Here is a 20,632-nt window from a genome sequence, read left to right on the forward strand (position 1 = left end):
GACATAATATGAATTTTGAAGGGTGTCGAGCCCTATTGCTGCTCGGCGAGCATGCGGTAGCGGCGTTGGCTGGCCAGCATATGGGCGCGCATCGCCTGGCGGGCGCGTTCGGGATCCTGATCGGCGATTGCCGAGAGGATTTCGACATGTTCGGCATAAACCTTCTGAAGATAGTCGCGGTCATTGGCTTCCGGCAGCGTCGGAAATTGGCCGCGGGGGATGGCTCTGGGGCCGAAATGGCGCAGGACATCGACATAGAAACGGTTGTTCGTGGCGGCGGCAATCGCCATGTGGAAGGCGTAATCCGCTTCCACCGTTTGCTGTCCGGTTTCGATCAGGTTCGCCATCCTGCGGTTGGCGTCGCGGATTGCCGCCTCTTGCTCGGCGGTGCGGCGATAAGCGGCGATCGCCGCCGCTTCACCCTCGGCGGCCATCCGAAACTCCAGCAATTCCAGGGTTTCCGGAATGCTTTTGATTTCCACCGGCGTCAGCGACAGGACCGAATGCGCCTTCGGATCCGCGACAAAGACGCCTTTGCCCTGGATCGGCTTGACGAAGCCTGCCGATCTCAGATCGGCAATGGCCTCGCGCACCACGGTGCGGCTGACGCCGAATGTCGCTTCAAGCTGCGGCTCGGTCGGCAGCTGGTCGCCGACGCGCAGCTTCCCCGTTTCGATTTGCGCCCGCAGCTGATCGATAACCTGTTGCGCCAGTCTTTGCCGGCCACGGCTGAGTGTCGTCATTTCGGCTTCCCCAATCCCTTCGCACCAAGTCTCTGCCGCCCGGGTCTTGTCAATCCTATCAGACTTCGTTAAATCATAATACGACATACGGGCGACATAATATGTTTCCTATAGTAATCCAGGGAGGAGTGACAATGAAGCATTTTTCTAAGAGCTTGTTCGTCGGTGCCGTCATCGGCGCCCTGACGATCGCTGCACCGCAGATGCAGGCCGCCACGCCGCAGGACCAGCTGGTGATTGGCACTTCGCTGGCGCAGGTTCTGTCGCTCGATCCGCAGCAGGCGACTGAAGGCAAGGCGGTCGAGATCATGTCGAATCTGTACGATCGGCTGGTCGCCAGTACGGCTGATGGTAAGATCCTTCCGCAGCTGGCGGAAAGCTGGAAGGTGGACGACAAGGGCATCACCTTTACGCTGCGCAAGGCCAATTTCGCCTCCGGCAACCCGGTCACCTCGAAGGATGTCGTCTACTCGCTGGCGCGGCTCCTGAAGATGGACCAGGCGGCCGCCGCTAACCTCAAGCGCGTCGGCTACGACAAGGACAATGTCGAAAAGCTCGTCAAGGCCGTCGACGACCAGACGGTGCGGATCGATCTCTCCGACCAGGTGACGGCGGAGCTTCTGCTCTACCGGCTGACGACGACGACCACCAGCGTGGTCGACAGCGTCGAGGTCGAGAGCCATGCCGTCGACAACGACTACGGAAATGCCTGGATGCGAACGCATTCTGCCGGCTCCGGTCCGTTCACCCTCAATCGCTGGTCTCCGAACGAACTGGTGATCCTCGACGCCAACAAGGACTATATGGCCGGCGTGCCGAAGATGCGCCGCGTCATCGTCCGGCATGTGCCTGAAAGCCAGGTCGAGCGGCTGATGCTCGAACGCGGCGATATCGATATTGCCAGCGCCTTGACCGCCTCGGATCTCGCGACGTTCCAGAACAAGAAGGGCTTTGCCATCCAGCGTATTCCGACGGGCGGTTTCTACGTTCTGTCGATGAATGCCGGCAACAAATACCTCGCCAATCCGAAGGTTCGCGAAGCCATCGCCTACGGCATCGACTACAAGGGCATCGAAAAGACCATCATGGGCCCTTACGGCCGGGCGAGAAACGTTCCCGTTCCGGAGAATTTCGAATATGCCATCCCCAACCCCGATTGGCATCTCGATGTCGAAAAGTCCAAGCAGCTGCTGAGCGAGGCAGGCTTCAAGGACGGCTTTTCGCTGACGCTGAAGACCATCGCGCAAACGCCGCGCATCGATCTGGCTACCGCCATCCAGGCATCGCTGGCCCAGATCGGCATCAAGATCGACATCCAGCAGGGCAACGGTTCGGAAATCATCGCCGCCCATCGCGCCAGGGATTTCGATCTGCTGATTCCGCAGACCAGCGCCTACATGCCGAACGTGCTCGGCTCGATGGAGCAGTTTTCCTCCAATCCCGACAACTCGAAGGAAGCCAACAATGCCGGCAATTTTGTCTGGCGCTCGGCCTGGGACATCCCGGAACTCACGGCCCTGACGGCCAAAGCATCGATGGAGCCGGACGCCAAGAAGCGTGGCGAACTCTATGTTCAGATGCAGAAGATGTTCGTCGAACAGAAGCCGGCGGTGCTTCCGCTCTTCGAGCGCTTTGAGCCGATCGTCCTCAACGGCAAGGTCGAGGGATATGTGGGGCATCCGTCTCAGCTGACGCGTCTCGAGAACGTGACCAAGGTCGAAACCCAGTAATACTCCCAGGACAGCCGATCATGAAGGAACTCTCCGTAGCCGAATTTGGCCGACGCCTGGCGCATTTGCTGGTCAGCCTGTTCATCCTCTTATGTGTGACCTTCGTGATCGGCCGCGTCTTGCCCACCGATCCGGTCGGCGCAATCGTCGGCGAGCTCGCCGATCCCGCTGCCTATGCGGCGATGCGGGCGCGCCTGGGGCTCGATCTGCCGATCTATCAGCAGTTTTTCCTCTACTTGAACGGCTTGGCGCATGGCGATTTCGGCACGGCCGTCCTCACCGGCAATCCCGTCTCTTCGGATCTTGCCCAGGCGTTTCCGGCGACATTCGAACTGGCAACGCTGGCGGTGATCATTTCGACCTTCGTCGGTGTCCCGCTGGGGCTGGTCGCAGCACTCTTTCGCGACAGCTTCATCGACAAGACGGCGCGCGTGGTCGCGCTCGTCGGTCATTCGATCCCGGTTTTCTGGTTCGGCATCGTCGGCCTCGTCATCTTCTACGCCGGCCTCAATTGGGTCGGTGGGCCGGGTCGGATCGATGTCTTTTACGAAGGCCTCGTCACGCCACAAACCGGGCTGTTGTTGATCGACAGCCTGCTGCAGGGCGAGACGGAAATCTTCTGGAATGCGCTCGGCCATATCATTCTGCCAGCCGTCATCCTTGCCTATGCGGCGATGGCCTACATCACCCGCATGACGCGCAGCTTCACCCTGGAGCAGTTGAGCCAGGATTATGTCATCGCGGCCCGAGCCAAGGGTGTGAGCCCGCTCGGCACGATCTGGCGCCATGTGCTACCGAACATTGCGGTGCAGCTGATCACCATTCTCGCCATTTCCTATGGCGGTCTGCTCGAAGGCGCTGTCGTGACCGAGATCGTTTTCTCCTGGCCGGGCATTGGCCAGTACATGACCAACGCGCTGATGATCGGCGACATGAACGCCATCGTCGCCGGCACCATCATTGTGGGATTCATTTTCATGTTGTTGAACTTCCTGGCCGACGTCGCTTACGCCGTCTTTGATCCGCGCATGCGGGAGGCCGCCCGATGAGCGATGTTATCCGCAGCGAAATTCAGATCCGCCCTCCAAGTATGTCGACCCGTGTCGCGGCGTCGTTTGCGCGCGCCGGCCGCAAATTGGCGGCCGAGCCGCTTGGTCTTGGAGGGTTTGTCATCCTCGGTCTGCTTTGCTTGATCGCGATCTTCGCGCCGCTGCTGGCGCCTTACGATCCGGCGATACAGGCGCTTGGCGATGCGTTGCAGCCGCCGAGCCTCGCGCACTTGGCAGGCACGGACGAATTCGGCCGCGACATCTTGAGCCGGCTCATCTTCGGCACGCGCATCACCATCCAGACCGTGCTGTCGATCTCGTTGATCGTTGGGCCGATCGGCCTGTTGATCGGCGTTGTCGCCGGCTTCTTCGGCGGGCGCACCGATGCGCTGCTGATGCGCGCCACCGATATCGTTCTGTCGTTCCCGTCACTGATCCTGGCTCTGGCTTTTGCTGCGGCACTCGGCGCCGGATTGACCACCGCAATCATCGCGATCTCGCTGACCGCATGGCCGCCGATTGCCAGACTCGCGCGCGCCGAGGCGCTTGTCGTCAGAAACGCCGATTATGTGGTCGCCGCCCGCCTTTATGGCGCCTCGCCGATGCGCATTCTTCTCCTCTATATCGCCCCGATGTGCGTCCCGTCCGTCATCGTTCGCCTGACGCTCAACATGGCGGGTATCATTCTGACGGCCGCTTCGCTTGGCTTTCTCGGGCTTGGCGCCCAGCCGCCGGCGCCGGAATGGGGCGCGATGATCTCCAGCGGCCGCAAGTTCATGCTCGATTATTGGTGGGTTGCCGTGATGCCGGGTATCGCCATCCTCCTCACCAGCCTTGCCTTCAACATCGCCGGAGATGCTCTGCGCGACATTCTGGATCCTCGCCATGCAAGATCGTGATCTGCAGCCCGTTCTTTCCGTCGAAGGTTTGAGCGTCCGTTTCGGCCGAGGCGCCGTGCCCGCCGTCTCCAATGTCAGTTTCGACGTCGGGCGCGAACGTGTCGGGATCGTCGGAGAATCCGGTTCCGGCAAATCGACGACCGGTCGCGCCATCATGCGCCTTCTGCCGCCGGCTGCAGTGGTCTCGGCCGAGCGTCTGGATCTCGCCGGCAGTTCGTTGCTTGCAAAGAGCGAGCGTCAGATGGGAGCGCTTCGCGGCAAGGACATCGCGCTGATCATGCAGGATCCGCGCTATTCGCTGAATCCGGTGCTCTCGATCGGTAAGCAGATCGCCGAAGCCGCCCGCCTTCACCTCGGTCTTCACAAGAAACAGGCGCATGAGGCGGCCCGCGCCATGCTGGAGCGCGTGCGCATCAGCGATCCGGATCGGGTCATGGCGCTTTATCCGCATCAGATCTCGGGCGGCATGGGCCAGCGCGTGATGATCGCCATGATGCTGCTGGCGCGGCCGAAGCTTGTCATCGCCGACGAGCCGACCTCGGCGCTTGATGTCAGCGTCCGCAAGGACGTGCTGCTGTTGCTCGATGAACTGGTCCGCGAGAACAATTCCGGGCTGCTGTTGATCAGCCATGACATACGCATGGTGGCAGCCTTTTGCGAGCGCATCATCGTCATGTATGCCGGCCGGATCGTGGAAACGCTGACCAGTCTCGAGGACGCCAGTCATCCCTATACCCGTGGGCTGATCGCTGCGCTGCCCGACCCAAGGAATCCGGTTCGCCGGCTCGCGGTCCTCGACAGGACGAAACTCGATCTGGAGATGGCGCAATGATCAATGTGCGTGACCTCGATGTCGTCTTTGCCTCCGGCAAATCAAGCAACCATGTCGTCAGGGGCATCACTTTTCAGGTTGGCCAGGGGGAGACCCTTGGCATTGTCGGTGAATCCGGATGCGGCAAATCGACGGTGCTGCGTTGCCTTGCCGGCATGGAGGCCGGTTGGACCGGTCACATCGAGCTTGGCGGCAAACCGATCGGCAAGAAGCGCTCCCGCGAGGAGCTGAAATTCGCGCAGATGGTGTTTCAGGACCCTTACGGATCCCTGCATCCGCGCCATCGTATCGGCACCGCCCTGGCGGAACCGCTGCGCGCCATGCGCCATTCCGAGATCTGGTCCAAGGTCGAAAAGGCATTGATCCAGGTCGGTTTGCCGGCGAGCTTCGCAAACCGTTTTCCGCACGAGCTTTCCGGCGGCCAGCGGCAGCGGGTGGCAATCGCCCGGGCCCTGATCCTGTCGCCGCCCATCCTGTTGCTCGACGAGCCGACATCGGCGCTCGATGTCTCGGTCCAGGCCGAAATCCTCAACCTGCTGGCCGATCAACGCGAGGAAAAGGGCCTGACCTATCTGCTTGTCAGCCACGACCTCGCAGTCATCGCCCATATGTGCGACCGGGTGCTGATCATGAAGAACGGTTGCTTTGTGGATGAGCTCACCAAAGCGGATCTGCAGGCCGGCACCACGCATGATGCCTATGCGCGCGAACTGTTCGAAGCGAGCTTTATCGAGGCTTGATATCCTCGATCGCGGTGGCGTGGAATTGCCCGCTTTGCGCTAATGGTTGCCCCTCACCCTAACCTTAGCGGGGTCGAGCCACTGGTCTCGACCCGTCCTGCGGACCCCCGTAAAAACGGGGCGAGGGGACGTGCCCTGCGAGAGCGAGGAGGGAGCGGAGAGGTCGCGGCATGGTCCCTTCGCCCCGTTTACGGGGAGAAGGTGGCGGCAGCCGGATGAGGGGCTGACATCGACAATCTCCAGAGCAGACTATCCTCCGGCATAGAATCCTCAGCGCTCTTCCGTCACGGCACCGACACGCCTGACAGACGCGACGCTGCCCCTTTCGACAAGATGGCAGGCAAGCTCGACCCGCCGCCGTGGGGCCGCAAGGCCGAGCATCATGTCGCGCAGCAGATCGAGCGCGGTGGCGCCGAGTTCGCGCATCGGAATATGCACCGTCGATAGCGGCGGATTGAGAAAGGCCGACTGTGGCAGGTCGTCTATGCCCATCACCGAGATGTCCTGCGGCACGGCATAACCCATCGCCTGCAATCCGCGCACCGCGCCGTTGGCCAGACTGTCGCCAGCCGTCAGGATGGCGGTGAAGGAGAGGCCTTTCTCGCGGATAAGACGGGTGACCGCTTCGGCGCCGAGTTCCGGCAGCCAGTCTTCAACCTCGAGCACCAGATCGGCATCGGCGGCCAGCCCATGATGCTGCAGGGCATCGCGCCAGCCTTCGAGGCGCCGCTCGATCGTCCGCCGTCCCGGCCTCAGCATGAACAGGATGCGTTCATGCCCGGCCTTGATCAGCCGCTCGGCGGCGATGAAGGCGGCCGAGCGATTGCAGGGCGTCACACTCGAAAGCCGCATATAGGGATCGTCGCTGTTGACTAGCACGACGGGCTTTCCGAGATCAGCGGCCGCCGCCAGCATGTCCTCTTCGTCGACGGTCAGGATCAGCATGCCGCCGAAGCTGGGATCATCCCGCATCTCGGCGAGGACGCGGACCTCATCCCCGTTGTCGGCGACCGGCCGTATCGCCAGTTCGACGCCGAGGACGGCGGCACGCGCGTTCAATCCTTCGAGCACATAGAGCGTGAACTGGTTGCGGACATAGTCGATCATTGCCGCGCCGGAGGCGACGAGCATGACCTTCTTGCCGGCAACGCTCGCCGGCAGCGCGTAGCTGACGGCGCTTGCCGTTTCCAGCACCAGCTTGCGGATCTCCGGCCTGACGCCCTTTTCGCCGGCCAGCGCACGAGACACCGTGCTGATCGAGACGCCGCATCTGGCAGCAATGTCGTCGAGGCGTGTCCGCCTGCCTTTTTTCTCTTCCGCCGCCATGTCGTCTCCTCGCTCCCAGCTACTATGCAAAAATCTTTCAGATTGCGCAAATGGAATGCCTATGCACAATTGTCCTTGAGGAGTCCGCGACAAGCGGCAGAGCAGGGAGGCTTTGAAATGTGGCTAGACGGCCAGTCCAAGCGTCGGTGTTTTACCCGGCGTTCCAAGGCTTGAGCGGGCTGAAGCATGACCGCTGAGCAGCAATCCCATCTCCGCCGTTCAACGGCGAAGGCCAGCCCGATCGTCTACTGGCAGCTCGCCCATCTGTGGCAGCAGCGCTACGACGTCGCCGATCGTCCGATGGAAGGCAGCATGGATCCGTTCTTCTTCGTCACCAAGACGAAGAATTTCATCCCGCATGAATATCCCTGCCGCACCGAATTCAAAAAATCCTTCTCCGGCCGACGGCCGCAGCCGACTGCCGAATTCGAGGCCGTCCGCTGGTGGCTTCCTTTTGCCTCCCCGCGCGTCGATCTTTCCGGCTTCTGGTTTCGCCCGACACGCATCGGCTGCTGGGCGCGCACCTTCCTCGATGCCCGCTCGGCGGGGTCTGCCACGCTTCGCCTGTCGACCTGCGGCGGCGCGATCCTCTTCGTCAATGGCCGCGAGCAAGGCTTCATGGCACCTTACCAGCGCAATCTCGAAACCCAGCAAGACTTCGAGGTCGAACTCACGGCCGGCCTGAACGAGATCCGCGTCTATTTCGACGATCTCGCCGAGCGCGACGCCCGTTTCTATTTCCAGCTGGATTATGTCGAAGGGCCGGAAGTTGAAACTGCCCTGCCTGTTCCCATCGCCGCAAGTAATGCGGATGCGCTGGAGGCGATCCTCGAAGGCATGCGCTTCGACCGCACCGCCTATCTCGGCGAAGACGTGACCATCCTTTTTCCAGCGCCGCTGCCGGTGGCGCTGAGCTGCCATGTCGAGATCGAAGGCGATTTCATGTCGATCGAGCGGTTCGATTATGATTTCGAGCTGGAAGCGGGAGCGACGAAACTGGTGCTCGGCACCTCGGCTGATATGCCCGCCGATTTCCGCCATTTCCGCATCACCTTCACAACAGGCGCGCTTTCGCTCAGCCGTACGCTCGGGGTCGAGATCTGTCATCCCCAGCGACAGGGGGAGGCACCCGCCGCCCTTGAGGATCGCGTCGCCGAGGCGCTGGCCGAAGTCGCCGCCCATTCCGAACCCGACACGGTCTGTGCTTTCGCGCGTCTCGCGCTGGGGCAGGGCGGCGAGGAAACCGAGGCGATGATCTCGGCGATGTTGCCGGTCATCGAGGATTGCCACGACTGCGCCGATTTCGTGCTGGTGCCGCTGCTCTTTGCCTATACGCGCTGGAGCGATCTGCTATCACCGGCGCTGCGCGACAGGATCGAGCACGCCGTCCTCAATTACCGCTACTGGGTGGACGAGCCCGGCAACGACGTTCAGTGGTATTTCTCGGAAAACCACGCGCTTCTCTTCCATACCGCCGCCTATCTCGGCGGCAGGCTGTTCCCCGATGCCGTTTTCGTCCGCTCCGGCCGCACCGGCACCGAGCAGATGCGGGTCGGCGAAGAGCGTGTCCGCGCCTGGCTCGATCATTTCGAGCGCTGGGAAATGGCCGAGTGGAATTCCGTTCCCTATTTCCCGATCGACCTCAAGGGGCTGACGGCGCTCGCCGCCTGCGCGCCGGATGAGGAGATCCGCAGCCGGGCGAGTGCCAGCATCGTCCGCCTGATGGAGATCGTTGCCCGCTCGGCCCATCACGGCATGCTGACCGGCAGCCAGGGCCGTTCCTACGAACATACGCTGCGCCCCGGCCGATCGGTCGAACTCTCCGCCATCGCCCGGCTGCTCTGGGGTCGCGGCTGGTACGGCCGGCGTGTCCACGCTTTGCCGCAGCTGGCCGTCTGCATTCGCGATCATGGCCTGCGCTTTCCAGAAGCGCTGGCCGAAATCGCCGCGCACCAGTCGGACGATGCGCAGGAATGGACCTTTTCCCAGGGCGAGAACCGTTTCGCCGCCCTCTACCATTATAAGACCCGTGACACCGCGCTCGGCACCATCGCCCATTATCGTCCCGGCGCCTGGGGCTACCAGGAGACGGTGCTGCATCTGCGTCTGGGAACCCGGCCGGAAGCGCAGATCTGGATTAATCATCCCGGCGAAACCATCCAGTTCGGTTATGGCCGGCCGAGCTTCTGGGGCGGCTGTGGAACGCTGCCGCGCGTGCATCAGTATCGCGATCTGGCGATCCTCGATTTCGAGATCCATGAGGGCCAGCCGGATTTCACCCATGCCTGGTTCCCGCTCGAGGCTTTCGACGACACGGTGGTCGACGGCAATCTGGCGCTTGCGCGCTCCGGCAACGGGATCGCGATGCTGATCGGCAACGGCGCGCTGGAGCCGGTAAGGCAAGGGCCGACGACGGATATCGAGCTGCGGCTGGCCGGCCGCAAGGGCCGCTGGATCGTCCGTCTCTCCGATCTCGGGCGCGAGGCTGATCTTGACGGCATGCAGGCGCGTTTCGCCACGCTTTCGACCCGGCGCGACGACGAGGGCGCCTTGATCGTCGACGATCCGGATTATGGCCGGGTCGTCTTCGAAGAGAACGGCACCGTGCGCGCCGAAGGCCGCATTCTTCGCCCGACGGACTGGTCGGTGCGGGGAGAAGCGGTACATCTGAAGATACCGGGCAGGCAGCCTCGGCGCGCGGCCTCGTAGACGACGTGTCCGGCAGGTGGAGGACCGGCCGGACACTGGAATTCATCGGTCAAGTGGAGGAGAAAATGACCAGAATGAAATCGATCGGCGCGGCTTTTGCTGCAATTCTCTTGAGTTCCGTTGCCGCCCATGCCGGCGACGTGCGCATCATGTGGTATTCCGACGGCGGCGAAGGCGAGGTGATCAAGGATCTGCTTTCGCGCTTCTCGAAGGCCAACCCCGACGTCAACGTCATCCTCGACGAGGTCTCCTACAATGTCGTCAAGGAACAGCTGCCGGTGCAGCTTGAAGCCGGGCAGGGGCCGGATATCGCCCGTGTCACCAACCTGAAGGCGCCGGCGCAGCACTGGCTCGATCTGCGCCCCTACCTCACCGACGCGAAATATTGGGACGATAATTTCGGCGCCCAAGCTGACTGGATGCGTCCCGATGGCTCAAATGCCATTACCGGCTTCATGACACAGCTGACGCTGACCGGGGGCTTCGCCAACAAGACACTGTTCGAGCAGGCCGGCGTCGAAATTCCCGGTCCGAAGGCCACCTGGGACGACTGGGCGGCAGCAGCCAAGAAGGTCGCCGACAGCCAGAAGGTCTTCGCCATGGCGATCGACCGCTCCGGCCACCGCGTCTCCGGCCCGAACATCTCCTACGGCGCCAACTACATCGCCGCCGACGGCAAGCCCGCGCCGCTCGATCAGGGCGCCAAGGACTTCCTCAGCCGCTTCGTCAAGTGGAACGAGGAGGGCACCATCAACAAGGACGTCTGGGTGAGTGCTGCCGGCTCAACCTACCGCTCTGCTGCCGAGGACTTCATCAACGGTGGCCTCGCCTATCTTTATTCCGGCAGCTGGCAGGTTTCGGGCTTCGCCCAGAAGATCGGCGATAATTTCGACTGGGTCGTGACGGGAAGCCCCTGCGGCCCGGTGGCATGCTCCGGCATGCAGGGTGGTGCGGGTCTGGTGGCCGTCAAGTACACGAAGAACCCGAAAGATGTCGCCAAGGTGATGGATTACCTGGCAAGCGCCGATGTGCAGAAGGAATTTGCCGAGCGCAGCCTGTTCATCCCGGCGCACAAAGGCGTCGCCGCCGGCCAGTTGGACTTCAAGACCGACAATCCGCATGTGCAGGCGGCGCTGAAGGCCTTCGTGGAATCTGCCGGCCAGACGGCGGCACCGGCCATGAAGCTGCCGGGCTGGAAGTGGTCGGATGCCTATTACAGCGCCATCGTCGCACGCATCAGCCAGGTGATCGCCGGTGAAATGAAGCTCGACGACGCCTATGCCCGCATCGACGAAGACATCAAGGCCAAGGTCGCCGGCAACTGACGGAAAAGCAGATGACGGCGAAGACGGTTTCTTCCGAACCACCGGTGAAAACCGGTCTACAGCAGGCACTCTCGGCGTCTGTCCGGCTTGTCATGGGGCTCATCGACATTCCCATGCGCGCCTGGCAGAAGCTGACGGGGCCGAATGGCATGGCGGGCGTCTTTTTGGCGCCCAACATGCTGATCTTTTCTGTTTTCGTGCTCTTGCCGCTGGTCATCAACTTCATCTATTCGACGACGAGCGGCAGCGCCATCTTCCTGCCGAACAGGACCTATGTCGGCGCCGACCAGTACCGCATTCTCTTCGATTGCCGTTCGTATCTCGATCCCTCGACCTGCGCGGCCGACACTTTCTGGGCGGCCGTGCGCAACACCGCCGTCTTCGTCGTTTTCCAGGTGACAGCGATGCTGATTGCGGCGCTCGCCACAGCTTTGATTCTCAACCGCGAGCTTTCCAATCGCGGCTTCTGGCGCGCCGTCTTCTTCTTCCCGGTGCTGCTGTCGCCCGTCGTCGTCGGCCTGATCTGGAAATGGATCCTGCAGCGCGAGGGCCTGTTGAACTATGCGTTGAGCCCCTTCGGCTTCGAACCCATCTCCTGGCTCAGCGATCGTTTCTGGGCCTTCTTCTTCGCCGTCTTCGTCTCGGTCTGGGCGCATATGGGTTTTTATGCGCTGATCCTGCTCGCCGGCCTGCAGGCAATTCCGCGGGACCTCTACGAAGCGGCGGCAATGGACAAGGCGAGCCCCACCCGCATCTTCCGGCGGATCACCCTGCCGCTGCTGATGCCGAACCTCATCGTCGTCCTGGTGCTGGCGCTGATCCGCGCCGTGCAGATCTTCGACGAGGTCTTCGTGTTGACCGGCGGCGGGCCGGGCACCAGCACCATGTACATCACCCAATATATCTACGAGACCGGCTTTGCGAGTTCGCTGCGCAATCCGGGACTGGCTTCTGCCGCCTCGATCCTGATGGGCATCGTGCTCGTCATCCTGACGCTGGTTCAGCTCGGCGTCAGTAGCCGCAACGAGAAGAAGGGAGCACGCCAATGAGCGCTGTCTCTGCATTTCTGCTCCGCCGCCGCGGCCGAGGCTGGCATTGGACCGATGTCGTCACCTGGATCTGGCTGGTCTCAGGCGTCTTCCTGATGTTCGGGCCCGCCGTTTGGCTGGTCTTCTCTTCCTTCAAGACGCCGGCCGCCCTTGCCGAGTTCCCGCCGTCCTTCCTGCCCTACGTCACCGAACAGGCGGTGGTGCCGGGCCACGACAAGCCGTTGCCGCTCTACAATGTCGCAATGCCGGATGGCAGCACGCGTGTGCTCGCCGAAGTGCGCCGCATCGGCATCATCGGCCAGATGGTCGATCCGAAACAGCCGGGCGAAATCGTCAAGGTCAATATCAAGGACCGCACGCCGGTGCGACAGGTCGAATTCGCCGGCGGCAACTACACCGAACCTTTCCAGCGCTTCGATTTCTTCCTGTTCCTGCGCAACTCCGTCTTCGTCACCGTCATGGCGACGGCGATTACGCTGCTCGTCAATTCCATGGCCGCCTTCGCGCTGTCGAAATATCAGTTCCCCGGCCGCACCGCCGTCATGCTGATGATCCTGGCAACGCTGATGGTGCCACTCTCGGTCATCGTCGTACCGCTCTATTCCGTCATCGGCACGCTGAACCTCTTCGACAGCCTCTGGGGCGTCATCCTGCCGACAGTCGCCACCCCGACGGGCGTCTTCCTGCTCAGGCAATACATGCTGACCATCCCCGACGAATTGCTCGACGCTGCGCGCATGGACAAGGCCAGCGAATGGCAGATCTACTGGCGCATCATCCTGCCACTGTCCGCGCCGGCTCTCGCCGTGCTGGCGATCTTCTCCGTCGTCTGGCGCTGGAACGACTTCCTCTGGCCGCTGATCGTGCTCTCGCGCAAGGAACTCTATACGCTGCAGGTCGGCCTCAACGTCTATGCCGGCGAACTCAACGTCCAATGGCACTATATCCTCGCCATGACCGTCGTCTCGATGATCCCGGTCGTGCTGATCTTCGTCTTCCTGCAGCGCTTCATCACCACGGGCATTGCCGGCTCGGGGCTCAAATAGGCCAGCTATAATTTGAAAGAGGCCAGCTTCCATATGAAACAGGAGAATGCATGAGCGGGCTCGAGCTCAGGAACATCGTCAAGAATTTCGGCGCCGTCGAGGTCATTCGCGATGTCTCGCTTGAGGTCAACGACGGCGAGTTCGTCGCTTTCGTCGGCCCTTCCGGCTGCGGGAAATCGACGCTGCTGCGCCTGATAGCCGGCCTCGACAAGCCCACAGGCGGCAGCATCGCCATTGACGGCAAGGATGTTACCGCTATCAGCGCCGCCGATCGCGGCTTGGCCATGGTCTTCCAGTCCTATGCGCTCTATCCGCATATGAGCGTCAGGGAAAACCTCGCCTTCGGTCTCGAAAACACCAAGGTGGCGAAAGCCGAGATCGAAGCGCGTATTACCGACGCCGCGCGCATGCTGGAGATCGAGCCTTTCCTGCAGCGCCGCCCGGGCCAGCTCTCCGGCGGCCAGCGCCAGCGCGTCGCCATCGGCCGTGCCATCGTGCGGCGGCCGGATGCCTTCCTGCTCGACGAGCCGTTGTCCAATCTCGACGCCGAACTCAGGGTCAGCATGCGCGCTGAGCTGGCCGCCCTTCACGCCCGCCTGAAGGCGACGATGATCTACGTCACCCATGATCAGGTCGAGGCAATGACGCTGGCCGACCGCATCGTCGTGTTGAGAAGCGGCAAGATCGAGCAGGTAGGAACACCGCTGGAACTGTACAATAGGCCGGCCAACCGCTTCGTCGCCGGCTTCATCGGCGCGCCGCACATGAATTTCCTCGAAGGCGCGGTTGTCGGTCACGAGGACGGTTTGGCCGAGGTCGAAACCGTCGGCGGCCATCGACTTTCCGTCGTTGCCAAGGAGGCACGCCCGGCGGGCGAAAGGGTCAGCATCGGCATCCGCCCGCAGCATATCACCCTTGCCGATGCGGCCTCAGCAAGCAGGCTGGATACAAGCGTCACTCTTGTCGAGGAACTGGGCTCGGAGACCGTCGTCCATGCCGACGCAGGCGGGAAAAAGTTGATTGCGGTCTTTGCCGGCCAGCAGCGGATGAAATCGGGCGACAGCCTGCCGCTGCATCTCGACCCCGAGGTACTCCACCTCTTCGGCGAGGACGGCAGGCGTTTGTCCTAAAGCATGGCGCGCAAAAGTGTGCAGCGGTTATGCGATAACGACATGCGTGGAACAATGAGCCGGACAAACAAAGGCCCGCGCCGCAGCGCGGGCCGAATTTCATATCAGCACAACGTTATTGGCTGTTCTTATGGCTTTGTTGACCAGCCTTTACATGCTGCTCATGGCTGCCGCCGCGGGTTCCGCTGGACTGCGCGTCGCGGCCGCTTGAAGAGGCGCTGCGGGTATTGGAGTCATTCTTGTGACTCTGCTGTCCAGCCTTGACGTGCTGTTCGTGGGTTCCACCTTGGTTTGCCATTTGGTTTCTCCTTGGATTTTGAACTGAGGCCACGTCGACCTCGGGTGGACAACCTCGCTCTGGTACATGCGTTCCGCATTTTAACATTTCGTGATCGCAGCTCGAGCCGAGGAGCGAGGAAGCAGGCCGGGCGGGCAGGGAGCTCGCCTGCCATTTCGTTGGCCATCGGGAGAAAGCGGAAAAATCCCGATGTTCTCCAGCACCGCCGCGTCCGCTTGGCGCGGCCCGCAACCTCGATTTGAAAATGCGCATATCGACGAAAAGGTTCCAGGAAAACAACCGCATCCACCCGCGCCGGAAGCTTCGATGCGGCTCGCCGGCTCTTTTCAAATCGACAGCTCGCTCTACCTTAAAAGGGACGTGACGAAAGGAGAAAACCATGACCGACGCACCGAATACGGCGACCCCGGCGCGAAGAGTGTTGCGTGGCCGCCCCTACAGCATCGGCGAATTTGCCAGGAAATACCGGTTGGATGACAAGGAGGCAAGGCGCCTCTACGACAAGTTCGGCCCGTCGGCTACCGAACTCGACCTGTTGATGGCGGCAAAGCGGCGCCCGCCGGGCCTGCCGACCAATCTCGACGCCTGACGGTCCGACATGAAGATCCGAACCGGAAGCTGCCTTTGCGGGGCGGTGGCCTACAGGGTGGAAGGCGAACCGCTTCGCACGGGCCTTTGCCACTGCGCCGATTGCCGCAAATCGAGTGGCTCCGCCTTCACCTTCTTCGCGGTCTGGCCGCGCCAGGCTTTCTCCCACAGCGGCGAGATCGCCACTTTCTCCGGCCGCAGCTTCTGCCCCGTCTGCGGCAGCAGGCTTTTCTGCCTTAGGGATGACGAGGCGGAAATCCGTCTGGGCTCGCTTGACAGCCCGCCGACGGATCTTGCGCCTGGCTATGAAGTCTGGATCAAGCGGCGCGAACTGTGGCTGCATCCCTTGCCCGGCGCGGGCCAATTTGCCGAGGATGCGAACTGACGGGCGCTAAAGCGCGTCGCCATCGAGATCAAACGCACCGAAACTTGACTTTCCTTACCAATATTTCATTTCACCCATCTGCAATTCCGTGCCAGTTCGGCGGCAACGCTAATCGCCGGTTCATCTGCGCTATGATTATTTCGCCGCAGAGGCCGCAAGCGGTCACTGACGGATCGAGGACGACATGAACAAAATCGTAAGCGGCAGCGAGACCGGAGCAAAGACAGGCGCAGCGTCCGATCTCGCCGCGGTCCTTGCCGCATCGGGACGGCAGGGCAGGCGCAGCCGCTGGCGCGGACGCCTGATCATCCTGCTGATCCTCATCGCTGCCGCAGCGGTTGCTGCCTATTTCTATGTGGGCCGCGGGCAAAGCGAAGTGAACTATGCTACCCAGCCGGCAAGACGCGGCGATCTGACGGTGCTTGTCACCGCCACCGGTTCCGTGCAGCCGACCGAGCAGGTGGATATATCGAGCGAGCTGTCCGGCACGGTCCGCGACGTCAACGTCGATTACAACAGCACGGTCAAGTCAGGCGAAGTGCTCGCCCTTCTCGATACGAACAAGCTCGAGGCAGATGTGAAGAGCTCGCGCGCCAAGCTCAATTCGGCCAAGGCGAACGTCGTCAAGGCCGATGCCGATATGCAATCGGCAAGCACCTCGCTCGAGCGGTTGAAGAGCCTGGTCAGGAGCAACGTCTCCACCCAGCAGAGCCTCGATGATGCCAGCTACAAATATGATTCCGCCGTCGCCGCCAAACAGATCAACGAGGCCGAGGTCCTCGCCTCGGAGGCCGACCTGCAGCTTGCCGAAGTCAATCTCGCCAAGGCGAAGATCATCTCGCCGATCGACGGCGTCATCCTCACCCGCTCCGTCAATCCGGGCGCCACGGTCGCAGCCTCGCTTTCGGCACCGATCCTTTTCACCATCGCCGGCGACCTGAAGAAGATGGAACTGCAGGTGGATGTCGACGAGGCCGATGTCGGCCAGATCGCCGTCGGCCAGAAGGCGAAGTTCACGGTCGACGCCTATCCCGACCGGACATTTCCCGCCGAGATCGAGCAGATCCGCTTCGCCTCCGAAGTGGTCAACAATGTCGTGACCTATAAGGCGGTCCTGTCGGTCGACAATGCCGATCTGCTGCTGCGTCCCGGCATGACGGCGACGGCCGACGTCACCGTCGAGGCTGTCAAGGATACTCTGATGGTGCCGAACGCCGCGCTACGCTATGCGCCTGCGCAGGCGGAAAGGCGCGGCCGCGGCATTTTCGGTATCTTCGGCCCGCCGCGCCAGCGGAACAACAATGCCGGTTCGGCGCTGACGGGCACGCAGCGCCGCGTCTGGGTGCTGCGCAACGGCCGCCCGGTGCCTGTTGTCATCCAGGTCGGCTCATCCGACGGCCAGTTCACTCAGGTCGTCTCCGGCGACATCAAGCAAGACGACGCTTTGGTGATCGACGCCACGGCGCGTGCGAACTAGCCGGAGAGACGGATGGCAAGCCCGCCGCTCATCGAATTCAGACAGGTCTCGAAAGTCTATGGCGAGGGCGAGGCGGCGATCCGCGCGCTCGACCACGTCGATCTCGCGATCAACGCCCATGAATTCGTCGCGATCATGGGCCCATCAGGCTCCGGCAAGTCGACGGCGATGAACATTCTCGGCTGTCTCGACGTGCCGAGCGCCGGCGACTATATCTTCGAGGGCATTCCGACCAGCGGCTTCGACCGCAGCCAGCTGACGCTGCTGCGCCGCCACATGCTCGGCTTCGTTTTCCAAGGCTTCAACCTCCTGTCGCGCACCTCGGCCGTCGAGAATGTCGAACTGCCGCTGATCTATCGCGGCATGGCGGTGCGCGAGCGGCGCGAAAGGGCCCGCGAAGCCCTGGCGCTGGTCGGGCTGTCCGGTCGCGAACATCACAAGACGCAGGAGCTGTCAGGCGGCCAGCAGCAGCGCGTCGCCATTGCCCGCGCCATCGTCACCGAGCCGGCACTACTCTTGGCCGATGAGCCCACCGGCAATCTCGACACGAAAACCAGCGTCGAAATAATGGATCTGATGACGCGGCTGAACCGCGAGCAAGGCATCACCATCGTCATGGTCACCCACGAGCCCGATATTGCCGCCTATGCGCAGCGGCTGTTGCGCTTCGTCGACGGCAAGCTGGAGACTGAGGTCGAGCATCGGAGGAGGGCGGATCATGTTCCTTGAGACGCTGAAGCTGGCGCTGCGGGCCATCAGCCGCAACATGCTGCGCTCGTTCCTGACCGTGCTCGGCGTCGTCATCGGCGTTGCCGCCGTCATCGCGCTGGTGACGATCGGCAACGGCACAACCGCACAGGTTTCGACCGAACTGTCGCGACTCGGCACCAACATGCTGTTCGTCCGTCCCGGCCAGTTCGGCCCCGGCCGGGCAAGCTCCGAGGCCAAGCGCTTCAGCATCAAGGACGTCGCGGCGATCCGCGACCAGATCACCGGCCTCAGGGCGGTGGCGCCGCTCAACCAGTCGACGGCGACGGTGATCTTCGGCGGCCAGAATCATTCCACAAGCGTCTCCGGCACCACCAATGATTATTTCATCGCGCAGGACTGGAACCTCGCGCTCGGACGCAATTTCACCCCTGCCGAGGAACGCGGGCAGGCGCGCTGCATCATCGGCGAAACGGTGCGGTCGCAGCTCTTCGGCAGCGCCGACCCCACCGGCCAGCAGATCCGCGTCGGCAAGGTCTCATGCCCCGTCATCGGCGTGCTGGCCAAGCGCGGCCAGTCCGGCATGGGCAACGACCAGGATGATGTCGTCATCATGCCGGTCAAGGTGTTTCAGCGGCGTATCAGCGGCAACAGCAACGTGCCGCAGATCATCATCTCGGCGCGCGACGGCGTCTCCACAGCCAAGGTGCAGTCCGATGTCGAAAATCTCCTGCGCGAGCGCCGCAAGATCGTGCCCGGCCGCCAGGACGATTTCAACGTCAACGACATGACCCAGATCGCCGAGGCGATGACCGGCACGACGACGCTGCTGACCGGCCTGCTCGGCGCCGTCGCCGCGATCAGCCTGCTCGTCGGCGGCATCGGCATCATGAACATCATGCTGGTTTCCGTCACCGAGCGGACCCGCGAAATCGGCATCCGCCTGGCAATCGGCGCGCTCGAAAACCAGGTGCTCACCCAGTTCCTGGTCGAGGCGGTGGCACTGTCGCTGTTCGGCGGCATCACCGGCATCGTGCTTGGCTTGAGCCTCGGCTTCGGCGCCGTGACGCTGCTGAAAGTACCCTTCGTCTTCAGCCCCCTGATGGTCGCCGTCGCCTTCCTCTTCTCCGCGGCGATCGGCATGATCTTCGGCTATTTCCCGGCGAGAAGGGCAGCGCAGTTGAACCCCATCGAGGCGCTGCGGCACGAGTAAGAGACGCCGCAAGCGCTATAGCGCTGCGAGGGCGCGTGCCATGCGCCCGAGCGCTTCCTTGAGGACTGAGCGCGGACAACCGACGTTTAGGCGGATGAATCCTTCTCCACCCGGCCCATAGACGCGCCCATCGTAGAGGTTGACCCCGGCCCGTTCGACGAAGAATCGATGGATTCCTTCCACCTTTTCGTCCAACTCTCGCGCGTCGAGCCAGACCAGATATGACGCGTCGGGTCGCATCGGTGTGATACCCGGAAGATTGTTGCCCGCTACGCCCGAGACGAGATCGACGTTCTCGCGAACATAAGGTGTAAGGCTGTCGAGCCATTGATCGCCCGAGCTATATGCGACTTCAAGAGCCAGCCGTCCGAAATAATGAGCGTTCAGCATGAACGATGCTTGCATGACCTGGAACAGCTCCTCGCGACGTTTCCGGTCAGCGACGGAAACTGTAGCCGCAGGTACACCGGCCAAATTAAATGTCTTGGTCGGTGCTGTGCAGATGAAGGATTTTGCCGCCGCGGCGTCACCGAGAGAGGAGAATACGATATGAGGGCGATCGCTTAGTCGAATGTCGCAGTGAATGTCGTCGGAGATGACCAGGATGCCGTAGTGCTCACATATGGCGTCAAGGCTCTTCAGCTCCTCACGTGTCCAGGCCTTTCCGGCAGGGTTGTGCGGATTGCACAATAAAAACGCGCGGGCGCCGTTCGCAGCTTGCCGTTCGAAATCCTCCAGATCGAGCTCGTAGGCACCGTTCGCAAGTCTCAGGCGGTTGATCAGGAGCTTCCTGCCATTCTCGCGGACGACTTGGAAATATGGAGAATAGACTGGTGCCTGGACGATGACGCCGTCACCGGCTTGGGTAAAGGTCCGCAAGATAGCTGCGACGGAGGGCATGATTGCCGGAGCAGGAAGCAGCGTCTCGACATCCACATTCCAGCCGTGGCGGCGCTTGAACCAGGACTTTATGATTTCGTAATGGTGCGGATCGCGCTTGGTATAGCCATAGATGCCGTGATCAACGGCCTCGCGCAGGCGTGCAATCACCGGTTCCGGCGCACGAAAATCCATGTCGGCCGTCCAGAGCGATATCAATCCGTCGCCCTGGACGCGGGGAGAGAATTCGTCCCACTGATTGGCCCATTTCGCCGAACCGAATTGGCTGCGGTCATGAACAACGTCAAAATTCGTCTCCTCGGCGCCCAGTTTCCTGGTCGCCGGTGCATGGGACTGTGTCATCGTTTGAGTCCTAGTATTTGTGTGCGCAAGCCGCGCATTGAAAGAGCGGGACAATCACCTCAGGATTTGTCGCAGGAACTGCCCGGCGGCGGCTGTGATGTCGCCAGCGGCGTTTACTTCGGATTGTTCAACATCCGCACTTC

General features: G+C 62.1%; 19 protein-coding genes. 15 read left to right on the forward strand and 4 right to left on the reverse strand.

The features are described 5' to 3' along the window. Window positions 1-32 precede the first annotated feature (32 nt). Window positions 33-743 carry a FadR/GntR family transcriptional regulator gene (locus N1937_RS09735; RefSeq protein WP_017964231.1) on the reverse strand — a complete coding sequence of 237 codons (711 nt, stop codon included), beginning with the start codon at window positions 741-743 and terminating at the stop codon, window positions 33-35. A 134-nt stretch (window positions 744-877) separates the two neighbouring features. Here N1937_RS09735 and N1937_RS09740 point away from each other — a divergent pair, with 134 nt between their 5' ends. The 5 genes from N1937_RS09740 to N1937_RS09760 are packed head-to-tail and all read left to right on the forward strand — an operon-like array spanning window position 878 to window position 5,993. Further along, window positions 878-2,473: an ABC transporter substrate-binding protein gene (locus N1937_RS09740; protein WP_260058471.1), complete on the forward strand. Its 1,596-nt coding sequence runs from the start codon at window positions 878-880 to the stop codon at window positions 2,471-2,473. Between the two features lie 20 nt (window positions 2,474-2,493). Then, window positions 2,494-3,522, forward strand: a complete 1,029-nt coding sequence (locus N1937_RS09745) for an ABC transporter permease (protein WP_222330031.1) — start codon at window positions 2,494-2,496, stop codon at window positions 3,520-3,522. Further along, window positions 3,519-4,421 carry an ABC transporter permease gene (locus tag N1937_RS09750; protein WP_017964234.1) on the forward strand — a complete coding sequence of 301 codons (903 nt, stop codon included), beginning with the start codon at window positions 3,519-3,521 and terminating at the stop codon, window positions 4,419-4,421. Before N1937_RS09745 ends, N1937_RS09750 begins: the two co-directional genes overlap by 4 nt. Further along, window positions 4,408-5,253, forward strand: coding sequence for an ABC transporter ATP-binding protein (locus N1937_RS09755; protein ID WP_260058473.1), 846 nt, complete (start codon window positions 4,408-4,410; stop codon window positions 5,251-5,253). Before N1937_RS09750 ends, N1937_RS09755 begins: the two co-directional genes overlap by 14 nt. Beyond that, a complete protein-coding gene (locus tag N1937_RS09760) occupies window positions 5,250-5,993 on the forward strand; it encodes an ABC transporter ATP-binding protein (RefSeq protein WP_170258061.1) in 744 nt (247 codons plus the stop codon). Before N1937_RS09755 ends, N1937_RS09760 begins: the two co-directional genes overlap by 4 nt. Window positions 5,994-6,263: 270 nt before the next feature. Here N1937_RS09760 and N1937_RS09765 read toward each other — a convergent pair whose 3' ends face one another. Further along, window positions 6,264-7,319, reverse strand: coding sequence for a LacI family DNA-binding transcriptional regulator (locus tag N1937_RS09765; protein ID WP_170258062.1), 1,056 nt, complete (start codon window positions 7,317-7,319; stop codon window positions 6,264-6,266). A gap of 186 nt (window positions 7,320-7,505) precedes the next feature. Between N1937_RS09765 and N1937_RS09770 the strand changes: the two genes are divergently transcribed. The 5 genes from N1937_RS09770 (at window position 7,506) to N1937_RS09790 (ending at window position 14,578) form a co-directional block, all read left to right on the forward strand. Further along, window positions 7,506-10,028, forward strand: coding sequence for a hypothetical protein (locus tag N1937_RS09770; RefSeq protein WP_260058475.1), 2,523 nt, complete (start codon window positions 7,506-7,508; stop codon window positions 10,026-10,028). A 65-nt stretch (window positions 10,029-10,093) separates the two neighbouring features. Further along, a complete protein-coding gene (locus N1937_RS09775) occupies window positions 10,094-11,353 on the forward strand; it encodes an ABC transporter substrate-binding protein (protein ID WP_260058477.1) in 1,260 nt (419 codons plus the stop codon). Window positions 11,354-11,364: 11 nt separating this feature from the next. Then, window positions 11,365-12,402 (forward strand): carbohydrate ABC transporter permease, encoded by a 1,038-nt coding sequence (locus N1937_RS09780; protein WP_170258064.1) that lies wholly within the window; start codon window positions 11,365-11,367, stop codon window positions 12,400-12,402. Then, a complete protein-coding gene (locus N1937_RS09785; protein ID WP_260058478.1) occupies window positions 12,399-13,448 on the forward strand; it encodes a carbohydrate ABC transporter permease in 1,050 nt (349 codons plus the stop codon). The genes N1937_RS09780 and N1937_RS09785 overlap by 4 nt, the downstream gene beginning before the upstream one ends. A gap of 50 nt (window positions 13,449-13,498) precedes the next feature. Next, window positions 13,499-14,578 (forward strand): ABC transporter ATP-binding protein, encoded by a 1,080-nt coding sequence (locus N1937_RS09790; protein WP_260058479.1) that lies wholly within the window; start codon window positions 13,499-13,501, stop codon window positions 14,576-14,578. Between the two features lie 115 nt (window positions 14,579-14,693). On the opposite strand, the gene N1937_RS09795 is transcribed toward N1937_RS09790, so the two are convergent. Continuing rightward, window positions 14,694-14,876 carry a hypothetical protein gene (locus N1937_RS09795; protein ID WP_017964243.1) on the reverse strand — a complete coding sequence of 61 codons (183 nt, stop codon included), beginning with the start codon at window positions 14,874-14,876 and terminating at the stop codon, window positions 14,694-14,696. A gap of 379 nt (window positions 14,877-15,255) precedes the next feature. Here N1937_RS09795 and N1937_RS09800 point away from each other — a divergent pair, with 379 nt between their 5' ends. The 5 genes from N1937_RS09800 (at window position 15,256) to N1937_RS09820 (ending at window position 19,247) form a co-directional block, all read left to right on the forward strand. After that, window positions 15,256-15,465: a hypothetical protein gene (locus N1937_RS09800; protein WP_017964244.1), complete on the forward strand. Its 210-nt coding sequence runs from the start codon at window positions 15,256-15,258 to the stop codon at window positions 15,463-15,465. A gap of 9 nt (window positions 15,466-15,474) precedes the next feature. Further along, window positions 15,475-15,849 (forward strand): GFA family protein, encoded by a 375-nt coding sequence (locus N1937_RS09805; protein WP_260058480.1) that lies wholly within the window; start codon window positions 15,475-15,477, stop codon window positions 15,847-15,849. Window positions 15,850-16,033: 184 nt separating this feature from the next. Continuing rightward, window positions 16,034-17,326: an efflux RND transporter periplasmic adaptor subunit gene (locus tag N1937_RS09810; RefSeq protein WP_260058482.1), complete on the forward strand. Its 1,293-nt coding sequence runs from the start codon at window positions 16,034-16,036 to the stop codon at window positions 17,324-17,326. Between the two features lie 12 nt (window positions 17,327-17,338). Then, window positions 17,339-18,055 carry an ABC transporter ATP-binding protein gene (locus N1937_RS09815; RefSeq protein WP_260058485.1) on the forward strand — a complete coding sequence of 239 codons (717 nt, stop codon included), beginning with the start codon at window positions 17,339-17,341 and terminating at the stop codon, window positions 18,053-18,055. Next, entirely contained in the window at window positions 18,045-19,247 is a 1,203-nt protein-coding gene (locus N1937_RS09820; RefSeq protein ID WP_260058486.1) for an ABC transporter permease, read from the forward strand. Before N1937_RS09815 ends, N1937_RS09820 begins: the two co-directional genes overlap by 11 nt. Window positions 19,248-19,262: 15 nt before the next feature. Here N1937_RS09820 and N1937_RS09825 read toward each other — a convergent pair whose 3' ends face one another. Next, window positions 19,263-20,489, reverse strand: coding sequence for a MalY/PatB family protein (locus N1937_RS09825; protein ID WP_260058487.1), 1,227 nt, complete (start codon window positions 20,487-20,489; stop codon window positions 19,263-19,265). Between the last annotated feature and the right edge of the window lie 143 nt (window positions 20,490-20,632).

Origin of the sequence: Rhizobium sp. WSM4643, from assembly GCF_025152745.1 — a bacterium.
GTDB classification, from domain to species: domain Bacteria; phylum Pseudomonadota; class Alphaproteobacteria; order Rhizobiales; family Rhizobiaceae; genus Rhizobium; species Rhizobium leguminosarum_I.